This window comes from Nonomuraea sp. NPDC050547, from assembly GCF_044457345.1.
Classification (GTDB): Bacteria; Actinomycetota; Actinomycetes; order Streptosporangiales; family Streptosporangiaceae; genus Nonomuraea.
The window spans coordinates 226382-242153 of sequence record NZ_JBITGW010000006.1 but is presented as its reverse complement, the minus strand read 5'-3'; the positions used below and the strand labels follow the sequence as shown (position 1 = coordinate 242153).

15 protein-coding genes and 1 pseudogene are annotated in these 15772 nt (G+C 70.8%); 11 read left to right on the top strand and 5 right to left on the bottom strand.

All coding sequences use genetic code 11. The features are described 5' to 3' along the window. The first annotated feature begins 43 nt into the window (after window positions 1–43). Window positions 44–1201 carry a lytic transglycosylase domain-containing protein gene (locus ACIBHY_RS17445; RefSeq protein WP_397307177.1) on the top strand — a complete coding sequence of 386 codons (1158 nt, stop codon included), beginning with the start codon at window positions 44–46 and terminating at the stop codon, window positions 1199–1201. On the opposite strand, the gene ACIBHY_RS17440 is transcribed toward ACIBHY_RS17445, so the two are convergent. Continuing rightward, the gene (locus tag ACIBHY_RS17440) at window positions 1192–2103 is read right to left on the bottom strand and encodes a ferrochelatase (protein ID WP_397242337.1); all 912 of its coding nucleotides are present in this window, start codon (window positions 2101–2103) and stop codon (window positions 1192–1194) included. The genes ACIBHY_RS17445 and ACIBHY_RS17440 overlap by 10 nt on opposite strands. 39 nt (window positions 2104–2142) lie before the next feature. Between ACIBHY_RS17440 and ACIBHY_RS17435 the strand changes: the two genes are divergently transcribed. Next, the gene (locus tag ACIBHY_RS17435) at window positions 2143–4119 is read left to right on the top strand and encodes a prolyl oligopeptidase family serine peptidase (protein ID WP_397307176.1); all 1977 of its coding nucleotides are present in this window, start codon (window positions 2143–2145) and stop codon (window positions 4117–4119) included. A gap of 34 nt (window positions 4120–4153) precedes the next feature. Beyond that, the gene (locus ACIBHY_RS17430; RefSeq protein ID WP_397307175.1) at window positions 4154–4942 is read left to right on the top strand and encodes an inositol monophosphatase family protein; all 789 of its coding nucleotides are present in this window, start codon (window positions 4154–4156) and stop codon (window positions 4940–4942) included. Window positions 4943–5003: 61 nt separating this feature from the next. Here the strand turns inward: ACIBHY_RS17430 and ACIBHY_RS17425 are convergent, their stop codons facing one another. Beyond that, complete coding sequence (locus ACIBHY_RS17425; RefSeq protein WP_184971869.1) at window positions 5004–5168, bottom strand: hypothetical protein; 165 nt, start codon at window positions 5166–5168, stop codon at window positions 5004–5006. 211 nt (window positions 5169–5379) lie between these two features. Between ACIBHY_RS17425 and ACIBHY_RS17420 the strand changes: the two genes are divergently transcribed. The 4 genes from ACIBHY_RS17420 to ACIBHY_RS17405 all read left to right on the top strand — a co-directional run bounded on the left by ACIBHY_RS17420 (window position 5380) and on the right by ACIBHY_RS17405 (window position 8722). Further along, window positions 5380–6033: a response regulator transcription factor gene (locus ACIBHY_RS17420; RefSeq protein ID WP_184971867.1), complete on the top strand. Its 654-nt coding sequence runs from the start codon at window positions 5380–5382 to the stop codon at window positions 6031–6033. Next, window positions 6030–7313, top strand: a complete 1284-nt coding sequence (locus tag ACIBHY_RS17415) for a sensor histidine kinase (RefSeq protein ID WP_397307173.1) — start codon at window positions 6030–6032, stop codon at window positions 7311–7313. The genes ACIBHY_RS17420 and ACIBHY_RS17415 overlap by 4 nt, the downstream gene beginning before the upstream one ends. 287 nt (window positions 7314–7600) lie before the next feature. After that, window positions 7601–7900 carry a DUF4193 domain-containing protein gene (locus ACIBHY_RS17410; RefSeq protein ID WP_090929286.1) on the top strand — a complete coding sequence of 100 codons (300 nt, stop codon included), beginning with the start codon at window positions 7601–7603 and terminating at the stop codon, window positions 7898–7900. Between the two features lie 12 nt (window positions 7901–7912). Further along, window positions 7913–8722 (top strand): hypothetical protein, encoded by an 810-nt coding sequence (locus tag ACIBHY_RS17405; RefSeq protein WP_397307172.1) that lies wholly within the window; start codon window positions 7913–7915, stop codon window positions 8720–8722. 87 nt (window positions 8723–8809) lie between these two features. Here ACIBHY_RS17405 and ACIBHY_RS17400 read toward each other — a convergent pair whose 3' ends face one another. The 3 genes from ACIBHY_RS17400 to paaI are packed head-to-tail and all read right to left on the bottom strand — an operon-like array spanning window position 8810 to window position 11089. Continuing rightward, window positions 8810–9400 carry a TetR/AcrR family transcriptional regulator gene (locus tag ACIBHY_RS17400; protein ID WP_397307171.1) on the bottom strand — a complete coding sequence of 197 codons (591 nt, stop codon included), beginning with the start codon at window positions 9398–9400 and terminating at the stop codon, window positions 8810–8812. Between the two features lie 4 nt (window positions 9401–9404). After that, a complete protein-coding gene (gene paaK / locus ACIBHY_RS17395; protein ID WP_397307277.1) occupies window positions 9405–10712 on the bottom strand; it encodes a phenylacetate--CoA ligase PaaK in 1308 nt (435 codons plus the stop codon). An 8-nt stretch (window positions 10713–10720) separates the two neighbouring features. Beyond that, a complete protein-coding gene (gene paaI, locus ACIBHY_RS17390) occupies window positions 10721–11089 on the bottom strand; it encodes a hydroxyphenylacetyl-CoA thioesterase PaaI (RefSeq protein WP_397243771.1) in 369 nt (122 codons plus the stop codon). A gap of 97 nt (window positions 11090–11186) precedes the next feature. Between paaI and paaN the strand changes: the two genes are divergently transcribed. From paaN to paaA, 4 genes and pseudogenes are all read left to right on the top strand, one after another. Next, window positions 11187–12833, top strand: coding sequence for a phenylacetic acid degradation protein PaaN (gene paaN, locus ACIBHY_RS17385; RefSeq protein ID WP_397242348.1), 1647 nt, complete (start codon window positions 11187–11189; stop codon window positions 12831–12833). A gap of 196 nt (window positions 12834–13029) precedes the next feature. Further along, window positions 13030–13773 (top strand): enoyl-CoA hydratase/isomerase family protein, encoded by a 744-nt coding sequence (locus ACIBHY_RS17380; protein ID WP_397307170.1) that lies wholly within the window; start codon window positions 13030–13032, stop codon window positions 13771–13773. Continuing rightward, complete coding sequence (locus ACIBHY_RS17375; protein ID WP_397307169.1) at window positions 13770–14771, top strand: 3-hydroxyacyl-CoA dehydrogenase family protein; 1002 nt, start codon at window positions 13770–13772, stop codon at window positions 14769–14771. The genes ACIBHY_RS17380 and ACIBHY_RS17375 overlap by 4 nt, the downstream gene beginning before the upstream one ends. Further along, a pseudogene (gene paaA, locus ACIBHY_RS17370) lies at window positions 14768–15676 on the top strand (1,2-phenylacetyl-CoA epoxidase subunit PaaA); the annotation flags it as partial. The gene ACIBHY_RS17375 and the pseudogene paaA, both read left to right, overlap by 4 nt. Window positions 15677–15772 lie beyond the last annotated feature (96 nt).

Here is a 15772-nt window from a genome sequence, read left to right as displayed (position 1 = left end):
GAGCTTCGCGGAAGCGCAACTGATTTTGGGTAACGTGTCCCGCGTGTCCGCTCTTCCCTCGATCCGTTCCGCGGTGCTGCTCGTGGCCGCGGTCGCCGTGGTCACCGTGACGAGCGGCGGCGTGGTCTTCCTCGTCCGCGACGACCTGTTCACCGGTACGGCCCAGCCCCAGCAGACCCGGCGCGCCCCCGGCCCGCAGGCCAGGCCGGAGCCCCTGGAGCGCATGGTCCCCGAACAGGTCAAGGACTTCGGAAGAGGCGGCCCCGGCATCACCCCCACCCCGCCCAGGGTGCTGGCGATCGCCCGCGCCACCGTGCCCAGGCAGGCCCGCTACGCGCTCGGCCGGCTCAAGCACGTGCAGAAGGTCGCGGTCGTGGACGCGGGCGCCATCAAGATCGCCGGTACCGGCCTGAACGTGCTGGCCGTCACCCCCGCCGACTTCCGCGCCTGGACCCCGAAACCGGTCGCCGACGAGCCGGCCGTCTGGAGCGCGCTGAGCCGCGGCGAACTGGTCGCCGACACCGCCGCCACGCGCCGGCTCGGCATGGTGCTGGGCGCGGACTACCAGGTGGACGGCGGCCCCAGGCTCCGGCTGGCCGCCTCGGCCGGGCTCGGGCTCAAGGGCATCGACGGCATCGTCAGCGCCGAGACCGGCAAGGCGCTCGGCGTCGCCCCCGGCGTGGCCGTGCTGCTGCACGGCAAGGAGGGCAAGGTGGGCACCGCCGGGGTCGCCAAGCTCCTCGGCAAGGGGGCCCAGGTGATCGGGCTGGGCGGCAGCCGTACCCCGGAGCCGCGGGAACAGCGGGTGGCGTCGGTGGGACGGCCGGGCAGCTACCTCGACCTCTACAAGCAGGCGGCCACCCGCTGCCCCGGGCTGTCATGGACGGTGCTGGCCGCCATCGGGCAGGTCGAGAGCGGGCACGGGCGCAACAACGGGCCGTCGAGCGCGGGCGCGCTGGGGCCGATGCAGTTCATGCCCGCCACGTGGCGGGCCTACGGCGTGGACGGCGACGCCGACGGCAAGAAGGACATCTGGAGCCCGTACGACGCGGTGCCGGGCGCCGCCAACTACCTGTGCGCCAACGGCGCCGGCAAGGGCGGCGAGAAGCTGCGCAAGGCGATCTGGTTCTACAACCACTCGTGGGACTACGTGAACAAGGTCATGGGCTACGCCGAGGCCTACGCCCGCGCCTACACCTGAGGACACGTCTCCGTCGAGCACGGCACCGGCTCAGGCCCGGCCATCAGCTCGCCCACCACGCGCACGAACGCCGGGTGGGTGCCGACCGTGGCCGCCCGCGCCATCGGCAGCCCCAGTTCCCCGGCCACCTCCACGGCCTCGGTGTCGAGGTCGTAGACGACCTCCATGTGGTCGGAGACGAACCCGATCGGCGCCAGCACCACCGGGCCGTCCAGCGTGCGCAGGTGGTCGCAGACGTCCGGCTCCAGCCACGGCACCTGCGGCGGGCCGCTGCGCGACTGCCACACGAGATCCCAGTCTTGGGTACGGCCCAGCGCCTCGCCGACCAGCTCGGCGCTGCGCCGCAGCTCGCTCTCGTAGGCGCTCTTCGCGTGGGCCAGCGGGATGCTGTGGGCGGTGAAGACGAGCCTGGCGTCGGGCCGGCCGAGCTCGGCCAGCGCGTCGCGGACCCGGTCGGCCATGGCCGTCACGAACCCCGGGTGGTCGCCGTAGTGGGGCAGCTTGACCAGCTCGGGCCCGTCGGGCAGCGAGATGCGCGCGATGTCCTCGTAGTACTGGCGGCAGGAGGAGTAGCCGGCGAAGGCCGAGGTGGCGAAGACCGCCGCCCTGCGCACGCCGTCGGCGCGCATCTGGCGCACGGTGTCCTCGCCGTAGGGCGCCCAGTTGCGGTTGCCCCAGTAGACGGGCACGTCGAGCGTGGGCCGCACGGCCTCGATCAGCTCGCGGTTCTGCTGGTTGATCGGGCTGATCCCGCCGAAGTGGTAGTAGTGCTCGGCGACCTCCTTGAGCCGCTCGCGCGGCACGTCGCGGCCGCGCACGACGTTCTCCAGGAAGGGCATGACGTCGCCGGGACCTTCAGGTCCGCCGAAGGACAGGATCAGCAGTGCGTCGTAGTTTCCCACGTAGGCAAGCCTAGGGGGCGCTGAGGTAGGTTCGATCGGGTGAGCGCATTCAACGACATTCGCGACTATGTGGCTATCCCTCGGGTTCTCTCGCTCAAGCTGTCCCCGGACGGCTCGCGGCTGGTGTCGGTGGTCCAGTCGCTCAATCCGGACGGCAAATCCTTCGGCACCGCGCTCTGGGCGATCCCCGTCGACGGCGCCCCCTACCGGCTGACCCGCTCGGCCAAGGGAGAGAGCTCCGCCGACTTCACCGCCGCCGGCGACGTGCTGTTCACCTCCGCCCGCCCCGACCCGACGGTCAAGGACGGCGAGGAGGAGGTCCCGGCGCTGTGGCTGCTGCCGCGCGAGGGCGGCGAGGCCCGCCAGATCGCCGCCAGGCCCGGCGGTGTCGGCGCCTTCAAGACCGCGGGCGACGTGGTCGTCTTCTCCGCCGACGTGCTCACCGGCGAGGAGTCCACCGAGGAGGAGCGGCGCAAGGCCCGCAAGGACGCCGGCATCAGCGCGATCCTGCACGAGGGCTACCCGGTCCGCTACTGGGACCACGACCTCGGCCCCGGCGGCCCCCGGCTGTTCGCCGGCCGGCTGAGCGGCGACCGCCTGGCGGAGGTGCGCGACCTGACGCCGGACGCCGGACGCGCGCTGGTCAACGCCTCCTTCGACCTCACCCCCGACGGCGCCGCCGTGGTCAGCACCTGGACCACGTACCTGCCCGGCGGACAGCAGCGCACCGACCTGGTCGCCATCGACGTGGCCACGGGGGAGCGGCGCACCGTCGTGACCGAGGAGGGCCAGGACTTCACCGGCCCGCTGGCCGTCTCGCCCGACGGCGGCAAGATCGCCGCCGCCCGCGACCGGCACACCGCGCTCGACGTGTCGGCCCGCACCGAGCTGTGGATCGGCGACCTGGCCACCGGCGAGGGCCAGACCCACGCCCCCGACCTGTTCCCGATGGACGTGGCCTGGGCGCCCGACTCCGCGTCCGTGTACATCGTGGCCGACCACCAGGGCCGCCGCCCGGCGTTCCTGGTGCCGATCGGCGGCGCGGCCTCCCGGCTCACCCGCGACGACGACGCCTACCTCGCGCTCAACCCAGCCGCCGACGGCCGCTCCGTCTACGCGCTGCGCAGCTCCGTGTCCTTCCCCGCCGGGCCCGCCCGCATCGACCTGCCCGGCGGCCAGGTCACCGACCTGCCCTCGCCGGCCGAGCGGCCCGAGGTCAAGGGCACGCTCACCGAGATCTCCGCCACCGCCGACGACGGCGCGACCATCCGCGGCTGGCTGGTGCTGCCCGAGGGCGCCTCGGCCGACGACCCCGCGCCGTTCATGCTCTGGATCCACGGCGGCCCGGTCGCCTCCTGGAACGACTGGCAGTGGCGCTGGAACCCGTGGATCATGGCCGAGCACGGCTACGCCGTACTGCTGCCCGATCCGTGCCTTTCCACCGGTTACGGCCAGCGGATGATCGACCGCGGCTGGGGCGACTGGGGCCCGCGCACGCTCGCCGACCTCGACGCCATCGTGGACGTCGCCCTAGCCCGCCCCGACGTCGACGGCGAGCGCGCCGGCGCGATGGGCGGCTCCTACGGCGGCTACATGGCCAACTGGGTCGCCGGTCACAGCGACCGCTACAAGGCCGTCGTCACCCACGCCTCGCTGTGGAACCTCGACCAGTTCGCCGGCACCACCGACGCCGCCATGTACTGGCAGCGCGAGTTCGGCGAGCCCGGCTCCGAGCGCTACGCCAAGCTCTCCCCGCACCACGGGCTCAAGGACATCCGCACCCCGATGCTCGTCATCCACGGCGACAAGGACTACCGGGTGCCGATCGGCGAGGCCCTGCGCCTGTGGTGGGACCTGCAGCGCAGCGACGTCGAGTCGAAGTTCCTGTACTTCCCCGACGAGAACCACTGGATCCTCAAGCCCGGCAACGCCGTCGCCTGGTACGAGACCGTCCTGGCCTTCCTCGCCCAGCACGTCCTCGGCCAGGAGTGGAAGCGCCCGGACTCGCTCGCATGACGGTGACATCCAGCCCGCGCCCGGACTCGCTCTCATGACCGATTTCCTGAAGCTGGCCGAGGACATCGCCAGGGAGGCGGGCGCCATGCTGCTCGCCGAGCGGCCCACGATGTCCGCGGCGGTCGAGACCAAGTCCAGCCCCACCGACGTCGTCACGGCGCTGGACAAGGCCTCGGAGGAGCTCATCAGGGCCCGCATCCTGGCCGCCCGCCCCTACGACATGATCCTCGGCGAGGAGGGCGGCGCCACCCCCGGCTCCAGCGGCGTCCGCTGGGTCGTCGACCCCGTCGACGGCACCGTGAACTTCCTGTACGGCCTGGCCGACTGGGCCGTGTCCATCGCGGTCGAGGTGGACGGCGAGATCGTCGCCGGGGTCGTCAACGTGGTGCCGAGGGGCGAGGTGTTCACCGCCGCGCTGGGCGAGGGCGCCTGGCTGGGCGGCTCGCGGCTCGCCTGCAACCGGGACGTGCCGCTGTCCAGGGCGCTGGTCGCCACCGGGTTCGGATACTCGCCCGAGCGGCGCGCCGTCCAGGGGGAGGTGCTCGCGGCGGTGCTGCCCAGGGTGCGCGACATCCGGCGGGGCGGCTCCTGCGCCACGGACCTGTGCTCGGTGGCCGCCGGCCGCGTGGACGCCTACTACGAGCGCGGCGTCAACTACTGGGACTGGGCGGCGGCCGGGCTCGTCGCCGCCGAGTCCGGCGCCAGGATCGGCGGCCTGCGCGGCAAGGCCCCGAACACCGAGCTGACACTGTGCGCGGGCCCCGGCCTGTTCGAGGACCTGCACGGCCTGCTCGCGCCCCTTGACCCGGAGCGCGACGCCTGACGCGCACGTGAAACGGCCGGAGCCCCGCTGATGGGCTCCGGCCGTTTCGTGCTTTCGGTGGTCAGCGAGGCAACGGCACCCCGTGGTCGTCCGCCAGGCGGCGCAGGTCCTCGATCTCGGCGTTGAGGGTGTCGGCGAGGTAGTCGTCGCCGGAGCACTTGGCCTCCTTCAGGCCACGGTATGCCTGGTCGAGGCGGCGTTCGATCGTAGTGGTGAACTCGCCCATCTCACCTTCTCTCTCAGGGGGGTCGCAAAGAGCGCGCGAAAACCCGCGAGCACACGTCAGCGGGTGGTCCCGACGGCATACCCCGGACCCTCCGTTCCCGAAACATGGATTTGGCCGCGGCTTGCGGCTCGCGTGCTCACACATGCCTTACCGTGCGCTTATCGTCGTGTGCGGAGAATGTGAGCCGGGACCGGAGAGAGGTGTGCACACCGTGCGAGTGCTGGTGGTCGAAGATGAGCGGGTGCTCGCCGACGCGATCGCGACCGGGCTGCGCCGCGAGGCCATGGCCGTGGACGTGGCCTACGACGGGGGCGGAGCGCTGGAGCGTACCTCCTACATCGACTATGACGTGATCGTGCTCGACCGTGACCTTCCGGTCGTCCACGGGGACGAGGTGTGCCGCCGTCTGGTGGCGCAGCGCACCGCGTCGCGCATCCTGATGCTGACCGCCTCGGGCGACGTGGACGACAAGGTCGAAGGGCTCGGGCTGGGCGCCGACGACTATCTCGCCAAGCCGTTCGTGTTCGTGGAGCTCGTGGCGAGGGTACGGGCCCTGGGCCGGCGCTCCGCGCCGGCGCTGCCGCCGGTCCTTGAGCGGGGCGGCATCCGGCTGGACCCGGGCAAGCGGCTGGTGGAGCGCGACGGCAAGGAGGTCGTGCTCACCAAGAAGGAGTTCGCGGTGCTCGAAGAGCTGATGCGGGCCGAGGGCGCCGTCGTCTCGCAGGAAGATCTACTGGACAAGGCATGGGACGAGAACATCGACCCGTTCACCAACGTCGTGCGGGTCACCATGATGACGTTGCGCAAGAAGCTGGGAGAGCCGCAGGTGATCGAGACCGTACCCGGGGTGGGATACAAGCTGTGAGCGAACCGGCGCCGACCCACCCGATGATCAGCCCGCACTCGGAGCGGGCCGAGGGCAGGCAGATGTCCCCTCCCGGCGGGGCACCCTCGTGGGACGGTCCGCCTCCTCCCGAGTACCTCGGTTCGGCACCGCAGGGGTCCATCTGGGACCTGCCCGGCAAGGTCAGCGTCCGCTGGCGCCTCACGATCGCCTACAGCGCGATGTTCTTCGTGGCCGCCGCCGTCGTGGTGATGTCGCTGTACACGATCGCCGGCTCCACGGTCGACACGGAGTGGCCCAACCTGAACCTGCGGAACGTGGCACCCATCGAGGCGACCATCGCCGAGGCGCAGTGGCGGGCGGTGCAGGCCCAGACCAGGCAGAACATCCAGGAGGCGATGCTGCGCAGCAGCATCATGGCCCTGGTCGGCGTCGGCATCTTCGCCGTGATCATCGGCTACTTCGTGGCCGACCGGGCGCTGCGGCCGGTCAGCAAGATGACCGCCACCGCCCGCAAGCTCTCCGACGGCAACCTCAGCCACCAGCGCATCGCCCTGCAGGGCCCCGACGACGAGCTGAAGGAGATGGCCGACACCTTCGACGACATGCTCACCCGCCTCAACATCGCCTTCGACACCCAGCGGCGCTTCGTGGCCAACGCCTCCCACGAGCTGCGCACGCCGCTCACCATCAACAGGACGGTCCTGGAGATCGCCCTGGGCGACCCGGGGGCCTCGGAGGATCTGAAGGCGCTGGGCCGTACCCTCCTGGAGGTCAACGCGCGCAACGAGAAGCTCATCGAGGGGCTGCTGCTGCTCGCCAGGAGCGAACGCGAGCTGGCGGTGCGCAAGCCCCTCGACATCAAGGACGTGGCGCGGACCGCGGTGGAGCAGGTGACGCCCTTCGCCGAGGAGCACGGTGTGACAGTCACCACAGAACTGAGCCCGGCGGGCACCGTGGGGGATCCGGTGTTGCTGGAGCGGTGCGTGAGCAATCTGCTCGAGAACGCGGTCAAGTACAACCTTCCCGATAACGGAAAAGTCTGGATCCGAACGGGAATGGCGGACGGGGCCTTGGTTGTTCAGGTGGCCAACACCGGGCAGCACGTCCCGGCGTACGAGGTGAACAGCCTGTTCGAGCCGTTCAGGAGGCTCCATGCGGACCGTGTGGATTCGGCGAAGGGATCGGGACTCGGGCTTTCGATCGTCCGTGCTGTGGTGCAGGCGCACGGCGGAAACGTCGCCGCTGTTCCACGTGATGGTGGGGGACTTGTCGTGACCATTCGGCTTCCTGGTCGTTGATCCCGGCGTGTTGATCCACCGCGGGCGTCTCGTTCGCGCCGTACATGTGGTTGGATGTGCCGTCGAACACGGTGGCGCAAGACGCCAAGGCTGTGGGTTTAGCCATATTTGGCTAACCATTGCCTTCGGCGGCGCGTCATGACGTGTTGGGAGGTTCGTCGACCTCTTCTCGCGGGTATCCGATGCAAAATCTCCCGCGAGGAACGGGCACAAGACGAACGTCCCGGACGTTAGACCACGCGCGACGAGCGCGAAGACATATAGATGAGGGGGATGGAGTAAGCACAATGGCTACCGACTACGACAGCCCGCGCAAGACCGATGACGACCTGGGGGAGGACAGCCTCCAGGAACTCCAGGCGCGGCGCACGGACAAGTCGTCCGGCAGCATCGACATCGACGAGACCGATCTCGCCGAATCGCTCGAGCTGCCCGGTGCCGACCTGTCCAATGAGGAGCTCTCCCTGCGCGTGATACCGCGCCAGGCCGACGAGTTCACGTGTTCGCGTTGCTTCCTGGTGCACCACCGTAGCCAGCTGGCCTCCGAGCGGAACGGCCAGCAGGTCTGCCGGGAGTGCGCCGCCTAGTTGGGAGGCACCGTGGCAGCACCTGACAAGGAGAACGCCGAGCCCGACAGGGAAATCGGCGAGATCGTGGGCAAGCTCTCCCAACCCGGTGAGCTGGAGCCGGCCGAGCGGCGCAAGCTGCTCGGCCGACTAGCCCAATCTCTCGCGGCAGGCGCGAGGAAGGCACGCAAGAGCGGCGAGAGCCGAGGCCGATGGCTCGCCGACGTGTTCCTCAGCATCGCGCCCCGTATCCCCATCAGGGACCTGCAGACACTGTCCGAGCACCACCACGGCCTCACAGGTGAGCAACTCGCCGACGACCTGGTGCGCACCGCCCAGAAGGCCACCATGACCGTCGGCGCCATCGGCGGGGCACTGGCCGCCGCCGAGTTCGCCGCTCCACCCCTCCTTCTCTCCGCGCCGGCCCAGCTGGTCGCCGAGACGATCGTCGTGGCCGCCATCGAAGTCAAACTTCTGGCCGAGCTTCACGAGGTCTACGGCGTCCGCGTCGAGGGCACCGGCACCCAGCGTGCCGTCGCCTTCACCGCGGCCTGGGCCAGGCAGCGCGGAATCGACCCCTTCGCACCGGCCACGGTGACGCTCGCGATCGGCGCCGCCACCAAGACCGCGCTGCGCAACCGGCTGCTCAAGGTCCTGGGACGCCACCTGACCACGCTCGGGCCGTTCCTCACCGGCGCCGTCGCCGGAGGCGCGCTCAACCGGGCCGCCACCAAGCGGCTGGGCGAGGCGATCCGCAACGACCTGCGGGGCAAGCAGGCGCTGCCGACGCCCGGCAAGCGGGCCGTCGAGGCCGACTCCGCCCCCAGGCAGCTCGACCCCTGAGCCGCGATCGGACGAGCGGGGCCGCCTTCGGACGAGCGGGGCCGCCGTCAGACGAGCGGGGCCGCCGTCAGACGCGCAGGGCCGCCTTCAGACGCGCAGGCCGTCGAACGTCATCTTCAGCACCGCGTCGGCCAGTTCGTCGGCCGTGCCGCCCCTGCCGGGCTGGTACCACTCGGTGATGGAGTTCACCGTCCCGAACAACAGCCGCGTCACCAGCGCCGGGTCCAGGTCGGGCCGGATCTGGCCGTCGGCCGCCGCCTCCTTCACCAGGTGCGCGATGAACCGGTCGAACTCGCGCCGCCGGTCGAGCGCCTGCTGCTCGGTCGTGCTGTTGCCGCGCACCCGCAGCAGCAGTGTCACGTACGGCAGGCGGTCCACCAGGATGCGGACGCTCTGCCGTACCACCCATTGCAGCCGCTCGATCGCGGGGCCGTCACTGGCCCGCTCGTCGGCCACCACCTCGAACAGCCCGTCCAGCGCCCGGCCCAGCGCCCGCGCGAGGAGCTGCTCCTTGCCGGGCACGTGGTAGTAGATGGCCGACTTGGTGACGCCGAGCGCGCGGGCCAGGTCCTCCATGCTGGTCCCGTCGAAGCCGCGCTCGTTGAAGACGCCCACGGCGATGGACAGCACGGACTCGGGGTCGTGTCCGCGCTTCCGCTGACGGGATGTGGTGGCCATATGGCTAATTATCCCGTCTGTCGATGACCCGTTTGAGCTTGCCGACGGATCGCTCCAGCGTCTCCGGCTCCACGATCTCCACCTCGACGCTCACCCCGACCGTGTCCTTGACCGCCCCGCGCAGCGCGGCGGCGGCCTCCCCGCGGCCCTCGAAGCCCGGCCTGGCCTCGACCTTGACGGTCATCACGTCCAGCCGCTCCGGCCGGGTCAGGTGCACCTGGAAGTGCGGCGACAGGCCGGGCGTGCGCAGCACGATCTCCTCGATCTGGGTGGGGAAGACGTTCACGCCGCGCAGGATGATCATGTCGTCGGTGCGCCCGGTCACCTTCTCCATGCGCCGGAACGCCGGCCGCGCGGTACCGGGCAGCAGCCTGGTCAGGTCACGGGTGCGGTAGCGGATGATCGGCAGCGCCTGCTTGGTCAGCGAGGTGAAGACCAGCTCGCCCGCCTCGGCGACCTCGCCGGTGAACGGGTCGACCGTCTCCGGGTAGAAGTGGTCCTCCCAGACGTGCAGGCCGTCCTTGGTCTCCACGCACTCCTGCGCGACGCCGGGACCCATCACCTCCGACAGGCCGTAGATGTCGACCGCGTGCAGGTCGAAGCGCTCCTCGATCTCCTTGCGCATCTCCTCGGTCCAGGGCTCGGCGCCGAAGATCCCGACCTTGAGCGAACTGGCGCGCGGGTCGAGGCCCTGCGACTCGAACTCGTCGAGAAGCGCCAGCATGTACGACGGGGTCACCATGATGACCTCGGGCCGGAAGTCGTTGATGAGCTGGACCTGCCGGGGCGTCATGCCGCCGGAGACCGGCACGACCGTGCAGCCGAGCCGCTCGGCGCCGTAGTGGGCCCCGAGGCCGCCGGTGAACAGGCCGTAGCCGTAGGCGACGTGGACGATGTGGCCGGGTCGGCCGCCGGCGGCGCGGATGGAGCGGGCCATGACGCCGGACCAGGTGTCGACGTCCTGCCGTGTGTAGCCGACGACGGTGGGCTTGCCGGTGGTGCCGCTGGAGGCGTGGATCCGGACGACCTGCTCGCGGGGGACGGCGAACATGCCGAACGGGTAGGTGTCGCGCAGGTCCTGCTTGGTGGTGAAGGGGAAGTGCGCGAGGTCGGTGAGTTCTTCGCAGTCGCGGGGGTGGACGCCTTGTTCGTCGAATTTATGACGATAAAACGGGACGTTTTGGTAGGCGTGGTTGAGCGTCCACTGCAGGCGCTCCAGTTGCAACGCGGCCAGCTCGTCCCGCGAAAGCCGTTCCGCGGGATCGAGGTCCTCCGGCGCGGGCGCTCCGGCCGTGTTCATGGGACGGTCCATGGGTCGCTTCACCGCATCTCCCTGCTTCTGCCGCGGAACTCCGCGACCACCCGGCCGCCGGAACCCGTCACCGTGATGTCGTAGATTCCGCTGCGTCCGTAACGCGTGCGCTCGGCCGCGGCGGCGGTCAGCACGTCGCCCTCCCGGGCGGGGGAGACGAAGGTGATCTCCGCCCCGGCCGCGACCGTCACCGGGCCGTAGGTGTTGCACGCGCACGCGAAGGCGGTGTCGGCCAGGAGGAAGACGTATCCGCCGTGGCACAGGCCGTGCCCGTTGACCATCTCCCCGGTCACCGCCATCCGGCAGGTCGCCCGGCCCTCCGCCAGATCGAGCAGTTCGATGCCCAGCGCCTTGGAGGCCGTGTCGGCGGCGAGCATACGACGCGCGCTTTCCAACGGAAGTCTCCCTTGTCAACTGACCGAATGTTCGGTAAACACTTCACGTCCGGCGGATCCCTGTCAAGAGAGGGACAACATGTTCGAGCAGAACCGCGAGACCCTGGACCAGGCGCTCTCCGCGATCTCGGAACGGGGCTACTGGAGCGCCTATCCCGAGTCGCCGAGCCCCCGCGTCTACGGAGAGGGCGCCGCCGAGCGGGGCAAGGAAGCGTTCGAGTCGTATCTGGGCAGACCCTTCCCCACCGACCAGCCGTCCTCCGGTGACCCGGTCGGGGCGGAACGCTCGCCGTACGGGATCGAACTCGGCGTCACCTACCCGCGGCCGGACGTCGCCGCCCTGATCGCCGCCGCCAAGGCGGCGCTGCCCGCCTGGCGCGACGCCGGGCCCGAGGCGCGCGCGCTCGCCTGCGTCGAGATCGTCAACCGCGTCAACAAGCGCTCCTTCGAGATCGCCAACGCCGTGCAGCACACCAGCGGCCAGGCGTTCGTCATGGCCTTCCAGGCCGGCGGCCCGCACGCCCAGGACCGCGCGCTCGAAGCCATCGCGTACGGCTACGCCGCCATGACCGCCTCCGGCACCGCGGCGCGCTGGGAGAAGCCGGCCAAGGGCGATCCGCTGGTGATGGAGAAGAAGTTCACCGTCGTGCCGCGGGGCATCGGCCTCGTCATCGGCTGCAACACCTTCCCGACCTGGAACTCCTACCCGGGCCTGTTCGCCTCGCTCGTCACCGGCAACCCCGTCATCGTCAAGCCCCACCCGCGCGCCGTCCTGCCGCTGGCCGTCTCCGTCCAGATCGCCCGCGAGGTGCTGGCCGAGGCGGGCTTCGACCCCGCCCTCGTGCAACTGGCCGTGGAGGAGGGCGTGGGCCTGGCCACCGACCTGGCCGTCCATCCGGACGTACGCATCGTCGACTTCACCGGCTCCACCACCTACGGCGACTGGCTGGAGGCGAACGCCCGCCAGGCGCTCGTCCACACCGAGAAGGCCGGGCTCAACACCGTCGTCCTCGACTCCACCGACGCCTACAAGGGCATGCTCGGCAACCTCGCCTTCTCCCTGTCGCTGTACAGCGGCCAGATGTGCACCGCGCCGCAGAACATCCTCATCCCGGCCGCCGGCATCGACACCGACGAGGGACACAAGAGCTTCGACGAGGTCGCCGCCGGGATCGCCGCCGCAGTCGGCAAACTCCTCGGCGACGACGCCCGCGCGGTCGAGCTGACCGGGGCGCTGGCCAACCCCGACGTGCTGGCCCGCGTCGACAACGCGCCCGCGCTGGGCCAGGTGGTCCTGGAATCACGGGCGCTCAAGCACCCGACCTTCCCCGAGGCGACCGTCAGGACGCCCGTCATCGTGCGCGTGGACCCCGCCCGATCCGACGTCTACGCCAGCGAGCACTTCGGGCCCATCTCCTTCGTCATCCCGGTGGAGTCGACCGAGGCGGCGCTGAACCTGCTCGGCGAGACCGTCTCGGCGCACGGGGCGCTGACGGCGGCCGTGTACTCGACCTCGCCCGATGTGCTGGACCGGGCGGAGAAGGCGGCGTTGGAGGCCGGGGTCAACCTCTCCTGCAACCTGACCGGCGGCATCTTCGTCAACCAGTCGGCGGCCTTCAGCGACTTCCACGGCTCCGGCGCCAACCCCGCGGCGACGGCCTCCCTCACCGATCCGGGGTATGTGGCGGGCCGCTTCCACATCGTCCAATCCCGCCGCCCGGCCTGACACCCCCGTCCCTGTGCCGTGCGGTACCGAGGGGCCGGGCCGGGAGAACGGGCCACCCGGTCCGGCCCTGGGGATCGTCGCCGCGCGACCACCACCGGGCCCGTTCGCGCACCCGACCCGACCGACGCCTCTGACCGTGCCGCGAACCGTGAGGAACCCGCATGACTGACATCCACCCGGCCGCCGGGGGACGACGGTGAACACCCTGCTCGTGGAGGAAAAGCCGGACCGGCTCGTGGTACGCCTCCACCGGCCCGAGGCCCGCAACGCGATCAACGCCGAGATGGTCGGCGACCTCCACGCGGTCTGCGGCCTCCTGGAAAGCGACCCCAAACCGCTGCTGCTGACCGGCGGTGACGGGTTCTTCGCCGCCGGGGCCGACATCGCCGAACTGCTCGAACGCGGCCGTGACCAGGCGCTGCAGGGCATCAACAGCACGCTGTTCGAGCGAATCCGCCGCCTGCCGACGCCGACGGTGGCCGCGGTCGACGGTTACGCGCTGGGCGGCGGCGCCGAGCTGGCGTACGCCTGCGACATCAGGGTGGCCGGCACCCGGGCGAAGTTCGGCAACCCCGAGCCCCATCTGGGCATCATCGCCGGCGCCGGAGCGTGCTGGCGGCTGAAGGAACTGGTCGGCGAGCCGCTGGCCAAGCTGGTACTGCTGGCCGGGCACACCATCGACGCCCAGGAAGCGCTGTCGTCCCGCCTCGTCGCCTCCGTGCACGAGCAGGCGTCCCTGGAGGCCGCGGCCCACGCCCTGATCGACCGCATGGCGCAGATGTCACCCGCTGCGCTCCGTCTGACCAAGCTCGTCCTGGACGCCCCGCCTGCCGCCCACCCGGTCACCGACCACCTGGCCCAGGCCGTGCTGTTCGAGGACCCCGACAAGCACGCCCGTATGCGGAAATTTCTTGACCGGAACCGGAAGGACGGCAGATGACCGACGCACCCCACCGCCTGCGGGTGGCCGTCATCGGCGGCGGCCGGATGGGCGCCGGCATAGCCCAGGTCTTCCTAACGGCCGGAGCCGAGGTAACCGTCCAGGAACCCGAAGCCGCGGCCGCCCACGCCCGCATAGCCAAGGGCCTGGCCATAGCCGAATCCAGATCCACCCCCACCGGCCAACCTCCCAGCCCCGAGCCCGCCACCCCCGGCTCGGCCCACCCGAGGCCCGTCCCCCCTGGCTCCGTCGGCCCGGGGTCGGTCGGCCCGGGGTCGGTCGGCCCGGGGTCGGTCAGCCCTGGGGTTGTCGGCTCTGGTGGTGGCGGGGTCGTCAGGGCGGTGGAGGCGTTGGCTCGGTTGGTGATGGGGCCGGTGCCGCGTGGTGTGGATCTGGTGGTCGAGGCGGTGCCGGAGGATCCCAAGCTCAAGGTCGAGGTTCTGGCCGAGGCGGAGGCGCGGGCGGGGGAGCGGGCCGTACTGGCGAGCAATACGAGTTCGCTGTCGATCGGAGAGCTGGCGGCGGGGCTTGATCGGCCCGAGCGGCTGATCGGGCTGCACTTCTTCAATCCCGTGCCGGTGCAGAAACTGGTCGAGATCGTGGTGACGCCCGGCACTCCGGATGACGTGCTCGGGCGGGCCCAAGGGTGGGTGGAGCTGATCGGGAAGACGGGGGTGGTGGTCAACGACTCGCCGGGGTTCGCTTCCAGCCGGCTGGGGGTGCTGCTGGGGCTGGAGGCCATGCGGATGGTCGAGGAGGGCGTCGCCTCGCCCGAGGACATCGACATCGCCATGGAACTCGGTTACCGGCACCCGATGGGGCCGATCCGGCTCGGTGACCTCGTGGGGCTGGATGTGCGGCTGGCCATCGCCGAGTACCTGCACAGGAAACTCGGCGATCGGTTCGAGCCGCCCCGGATCCTGCGGGAGAAGGTCGCCGCGGGGGAGCTGGGGCGTAAGTCGGGGAAAGGGTTCTATACGTGGGAGGAGGATCGATGAGCGGGATATTTCAGGAAGTCATCGACGCGGACGAGCGCATCGAACCACGCGACGACATGCCCGACGCCTACCGCAAGACGCTGATCCGGCAGATCGCCCAGCACGCGCACTCCGAGATCATCGGCATGCAGCCGGAAGGCAGCTGGATCACCCGGGCGCCCTCGCTCAAGCGCAAGGCGATCCTGCTGGCCAAGGTTCAGGACGAGGCGGGGCACGGGCTCTACCTCTACAGCGCCGCCGAGACGCTCGGCGTCCACCGCGACGAACTGCTCGACGCCCTCCACGAGGGCCGCCAGCGCTACTCCTCGATCTTCAACTATCCGACCCCCACCTGGGCGGACATGGGCGCGATCGGGTGGCTGGTGGACGGTGCCGCCATCGTCAACCAGGTGCCGTTGTGCCGGTGCTCGTACGGGCCGTACGCGCGGGCGATGGTGCGGATCTGCAAGGAGGAGAGCTTCCACCAGCGGCAGGGCTACGAGCTCCTCCACACGCTCGCCCACGGCACGCCCGCCCAGAAGCGCATGGCCCAGGACGCGGTGGACCGCTGGTACTGGCCGTCCCTCATGATGTTCGGCCCGCCGGACACCGAGTCGACCCATTCCGCGCAGTCGATGGCCTGGAAGATCAAGCGCCACTCCAACGACGAGCTGCGGCAGCGGTTCATCGACATGCTGGTGCCGCAGGCCGAGATCCTGGGCCTCACCCTCCCCGACCCCGACCTGAGCTGGAACCCCGCGCGCGGCCACTACGACCACGGCGAGATCGACTGGGCGGAGTTCAAGCGCGTGCTGGCGGGCGACGGGCCCCTGAACGCCGAACGCATGTCCCACCGCCGCCGTGCCCACGAGGAGGGCGCCTGGGTCCGCGAAGCCGCCACCGCCTACGCGACCCGTCCCCGCTCCCACCCATCCACCCCTGGGGCGGCGGATTCCAGCCCGCCGGCCCGCGAGGCACCGGGCTCCGAGGGGCCGGCCCCCGGGATGTCAGCCCCCGGGTCG

Bases quoted from the DNA above. Each gene is read 5' to 3' on its own strand.
- paaN (WP_397242348.1), top strand. From the start codon at position 11,187: ATGTTCGAGCAGAACCGCGAGACCCTGGACCAGGCGCTCTCCGCGATC.
- paaI (WP_397243771.1), bottom strand. From the start codon at position 11,089: ATGCTCGCCGCCGACACGGCCTCCAAGGCGCTGGGCATCGAACTGCTC.
- ACIBHY_RS17375 (WP_397307169.1), top strand. From the start codon at position 13,770: ATGACCGACGCACCCCACCGCCTGCGGGTGGCCGTCATCGGCGGCGGC.
- ACIBHY_RS17400 (WP_397307171.1), bottom strand. From the start codon at position 9,400: ATGGCCACCACATCCCGTCAGCGGAAGCGCGGACACGACCCCGAGTCC.
- paaK (WP_397307277.1), bottom strand. From the start codon at position 10,712: ATGGACCGTCCCATGAACACGGCCGGAGCGCCCGCGCCGGAGGACCTC.
- ACIBHY_RS17425 (WP_184971869.1), bottom strand. From the start codon at position 5,168: ATGGGCGAGTTCACCACTACGATCGAACGCCGCCTCGACCAGGCATAC.
- ACIBHY_RS17430 (WP_397307175.1), top strand. From the start codon at position 4,154: ATGACCGATTTCCTGAAGCTGGCCGAGGACATCGCCAGGGAGGCGGGC.
- ACIBHY_RS17410 (WP_090929286.1), top strand. From the start codon at position 7,601: ATGGCTACCGACTACGACAGCCCGCGCAAGACCGATGACGACCTGGGG.